This window comes from Aureispira anguillae, assembly GCF_026000115.1.
GTDB classification, from domain to species: domain Bacteria; phylum Bacteroidota; class Bacteroidia; order Chitinophagales; family Saprospiraceae; genus Aureispira; species Aureispira anguillae.
The window spans coordinates 5,797,501-5,802,500 of record NZ_AP026867.1 but is presented as its reverse complement, the minus strand read 5'-3'; the positions used below and the strand labels follow the sequence as shown (position 1 = coordinate 5,802,500).

At 39.1% G+C, this 5,000-nt stretch carries 2 rRNA genes (1 of these 2 running past the window's edge); both read left to right on the top strand.

What is annotated here, in order from left to right:
* A 23S ribosomal RNA gene (locus AsAng_RS22735) occupies positions 1 to 2,648 on the top strand; it begins 219 nt to the left of the window's first position.
* 137 nt (positions 2,649 to 2,785) lie between these two features.
* Positions 2,786 to 2,896 (top strand): 5S ribosomal RNA (rrf, locus tag AsAng_RS22730).
* Positions 2,897 to 5,000: the final 2,104 nt, after the last annotated feature.

The window sequence follows — 5,000 nt, the reverse complement described above, 5'->3', positions numbered from 1 at the left end:
ATTCCGTAAGTAGTGGCGAGCGAACGCGGAAAAGCCCAAACCATATTGAGCAATTGATATGGGGTAGAAGGACTACATAATCTACTTTAGTGTAAGGGGAATTGTCTGGGAAGGCAAACCGAAGAGGGTGAGAGTCCCGTATCCGTAAAAACTAAAGAGAGGTAGGATCCTGAGTAGCACGAAACCAGAGGAATTTTGTGTGAATTTGCCGGTACCATCCGGTAAGGCTAAATACTCCTGAGAGACCGATAGCGAACAAGTACCGTGAGGGAAAGGTGAAAAGAACTGCTAGGAGCAGAGTGAAAAGAACCTGAAACCATACGCTTACAAGCGGTCGGAGCGCAAGTGACGGCGTGCCTTTTGCATAATGAGCCTACGAGTTACACTTCACTAGCAAGGTTAAGGTATAGAGTACCGAATCCGAAGCGAAAGCGAGTCTGAATAGGGCGAAATAGTTAGTGGAGGTAGACGCGAAACCAGGTGATCTACCCATGAGCAGGTTGAAGTTGTGGTAACACACAATGGAGGACCGCACCAATATACGTTGAAAAGTGTTTGGATGACTTGTGGGTAGGGGTGAAAGGCCAATCAAACCTGGAGATAGCTCGTACTCCCCGAAATGCATTTAGGTGCAGCGTTGGAGTTAATTTGTATAGGAGGTAGAGCTACCGATAGGGCTAGGGGGAGTCAAATCCTACCAACCCCTGACGAACTCCGAATGCCTATACAGAGAACCAGCAGTGAGGCTATGGGTGCTAAGGTCCATAGCCAAGAGGGAAACAACCCAGACCACCAGCTAAGGTCCCCAAGTATATATTAAGTTGAAAGAACGAGGTGGAGTTGCTATGACAGCTAGGATGTTGGCTTGGAAGCAGCCATTCATTTAAAGAGTGCGTAACAGCTCACTAGTCGAGTGACTCTGCGCGGAAAATACTCGGGCATCAAATATATCACCGAAGCTGTGGATCAGCAATGATGGTAGGGGAGCATTCTAATAGCGGTGAAGATGTTTCGTGAGAAATGTTGGAGCGATTAGAAAAGAAAATGTAGGCATGAGTAACGATAAAATAGGTGAAAGTCCTATTCACCGAAAGACCAAGGATTCCAATTCTATGCAAGACAGAGTTGGGTTAGTCGGGACCTAAGGCAAAGCCGAGAGGCGGCGTCGATGGCGAACTGGTTAATATTCCAGTACTTGCTGTAATTGTGAAGCAGGGACGGAGCAGGCGGTTGGCTGCGAGCTGATGGAATAGCTCGTTAAAGAGAGGACGTAGGGCGTGTAGTGAAGTACGCACGCCACAGGAATCTCGATAGTACTAGAAACTCTATGGAGTGGATAGATAATGCCATTAGTCATACTTCCAAGAAAAGCTGCTAAACTATAGATTACAGGAACCCGTACCGTAAACCGACACAGGTGGTCGAGGAGAGTATCCTAAGGTGCACGAGAGAATCATGGCTAAGGAACTAGGCAAAATGGGCGCGTAACTTCGGGAGAAGCGTCGCCAGTGTAAGAACTGGCCGCAGTGAAGAGGCCCAGGCGACTGTTTAGCAAAAACACAGGACTCTGCGAAGCTGAAAGGCAAAGTATAGGGTCTGACACCTGCCCGGTGCCGGAAGGTTAAGGAAGGGGGTTAGCAGCAATGCGAAGCTCTTAACTGAAGCCCCGGTAAACGGCGGCCGTAACTATAACGGTCCTAAGGTAGCGAAATTCCTTGTCGGGTAAGTTCCGACCTGCACGAATGGTGTAACGATCTGGGCACTGTCTCAGCCATGAGCTCGGTGAAATTGAAGTATCGGTGAAGATGCCGATTACCCGCAACGGGACGAAAAGACCCCGTGAACCTTTACTATAGCTTAACGTTGTCTTTGAGTAGTTGATGTGTAGGATAGGTGGGAGACTATGAAGCTGGTACGCTAGTGCTGGTGGAGTCGTTGTTGAAATACCACCCTTCAATTGCTTAGAGACTAACCCTGCTGGGGACATCGTTAGGTGGGTAGTTTGACTGGGGTGGTCGCCTCCTAAAAAGTAACGGAGGCTCCCAAAGGTTCCCTCAGCACGGTTGGTAATCGTGCAAAGAGCGTATAAGTACAAGGGAGCTTGACTGAGAGACAAACAAGTCGAACAGGTAGGAAACTAGGGTTAAGTGATCCGGTGGTTCTGTATGGAAGGGCCATCGCTCAAAGGATAAAAGGTACTCCGGGGATAACAGGCTGATCTCCCCCAAGAGCTCACATCGACGGGGAGGTTTGGCACCTCGATGTCGGCTCGTCACATCCTGGGGCTGGAGAAGGTCCCAAGGGTTGGGCTGTTCGCCCATTAAAGTGGCACGCGAGCTGGGTTCAGAACGTCGCAAGACAGTTCGGTCTCTATCTGTTGTGGGCGTAGGAATATTGAGAAGATTTGACTCTAGTACGAGAGGACCGAGTTGAACGAACCTCTAGTGTATCTGTTGTACAGCCGTGTGCATTGCAGAGTAGCTATGTTCGGAATGGATAAGCGCTGAAAGCATCTAAGCGCGAAGCCAACTTCAAGATGAGTATTCCATGAAGGGACGTTAAAGATGATGACGTAGATAGGTTGCAGGTGGAAGCGTAGAGATATGTTAGGGAGCCGAGCAATACTAATGACCCGAAAGCTTTCTATTTTTTTAAAGAAATAGAAGAAAAAATAATAGATACAAGAAATTTATCTAAGAGCTGAAGTTTTTTCTCCAAAGTATGTTAATAAAGAAATAGCGTTCTGATAAAGAACGAGAAGAGTAGTCTGAAAAGACAAAGAATAGTAGGCGGCAATAGCGAAGGGGAGACACCTTTCACCATTCCGAACAAAGAAGTAAAGTCCTTCAGCGCCGATGGTACTGCCCTAGGGTGGGAGAGTAGGTCACCGCCTTCTTTTTTTTTTAATCTTCAAGTTGTTTAGTTAGAACATAAATGGTCAAAGTACCATAATAAATATAAAAGGAGTGATAGAATCTTAGGATTTTATCACTCCTTTTTTTTATTATTACTTGAGCAAAGTTTATTAAGAGAGAGAAATTGAGCATTTTTCTTGATCTCCAGAATAAAAAATAATTATTTTTTAAATTATTGCTCTATTTATAGCTTACTACTGTGACCACTACTGGTTAGTAGTCGTTTTCTTGTTGGTAAAAGCAAAATGAATAAAACAATTTTTGAAAAATAGCCTTAAACAGCCTTTAGATAAATTTTTTAGGAGAGAAATTTACATCTTGAAAAAGAAAAGATTACTTCTATTGGCTCTATTTCTAGTTAGGAGCTTTAAGGAATAAAATAAATGTATTGCTCTTCGCATATTAGATGCTGTTTTTGCAATAAAATATTTGACACATAAGTTTCTTACAATTATTTTCGGAGTATAGAATAACTTATTTTTAGTATTTTGAGATGACTCTATGACTAATTAGGAACAAAGTATGCTGCAGAAAGCTGTTATTTTTCTATAGGATGACGATAGGGAACCGCATAAATTTGGTATAAGGTATCAAATAGCATGGAAGTTGTTGGTTTTCTTTATTTTAATAGATTCTCAATTTATTAAATAAAGCTCATGTCTGAGCGTAGCGAGTTTTTGAAAGAAAAGAAACTCTGTCCAAGAAGTCATCTAATCCTAACGTTTTTGGTTTGGCTCATTTATTTAAATAAATTCATTGGGTACCAGGAAGTATAGGAGCGAAGCTAATGCAAAAGAACAACAGGTGTTGATTACTCCACTTTTTGCTGCTTTCCCTAAAAAAAGAGGGCTAGATTAAAACTTTTTAATATTGATATTAGGGAAAAGAGATGATTTAATCATTGTTGTTTGTTGATAATTAGTGTTTTATACCTTAGTGAAATTACTAAAATATATTTTTGTTTTATCACTAAATCTCCCTAGTTCTAATAATCTCCAAAATACTTGAAATTGTATTCGAAAATTTGAACGTATAATTTTTTTGAGATAAGGTCTTGCTTTTAGTAAAACACCTGGCAATAATTATGTTTGTATCTAAACATCTATTTGTAGAGTGATAAGGTGGTAAAAGAATCAAATGGAGTTTAGTTAGTGTGTTATTATCGATTTTAGATCATTACTAGACATTTTACACAAGTTCTATTAAGTAATTTATATCAAAATGGAAGAATTAGGATGGGCTGTATCCTGTAAATTGAGAAATGAACATAATTTTTCTATCAGCTTTCTCGGTATTCAAAATAAAAAACAACCTTAATACCTAGTGCTTCAAGCCAGTTGGGTTGATGATTTTTTTCCTAGAAAAATTATAATGAGTAGATAACAAAGCAAATAGTCATCACCATTGAATTTGTTGAGGAGAGTTTTTTGGGGAGGAGTGGAAATTAATCAATGCGAAAAAATGATACGCCAAGACAAAATCTAGTTAATGCTTGTTTATCTTTGATTTTTTCTAACAGTACTTTCAATATATTAAAATGTAAAAATGCTATTTTTTCCTGCAAAAAATTGGAACGATTACTTAACAGCTAATAATTTTTCTAATTTTTGTTTAGAGTTAATCCCTAACTTAGGACTACTTTTATATTATTGAGCTAGTAAGCAAAATTAATAATTGAAATTTTTGGATGAAATTTGAAGCGAAGAGAATTAGTAATGAAAGAAAATGGAATGTTATTACAGAGCAAATAAAAAAATAGCAATAAAATTTTCAGAATTTTGAGCATTAAAAACCGATGCATGTAATTTTTTTGAAGAATAAATTGGAGAAGAAAGCAAATAAAATGGAAGCTTGTGTATTTCTTTTAACAGCTTTTCTATAGAAACAAATAATTGGAGAATAAATTATAGCTACTTATTAACGATTAAAATAGTCACTTCTTTTTATTTATCAAAAATAAGAGCTAAAAAATAAAAAACATATCTATTTGCTTTTCAATCTATTCTAGAATTTAGATTTGTTTTTTCTTTAAAAAATACTAAAAAAAAATACTGAAAACTTGCGAAAACCAAAAAGCCGTCTTAA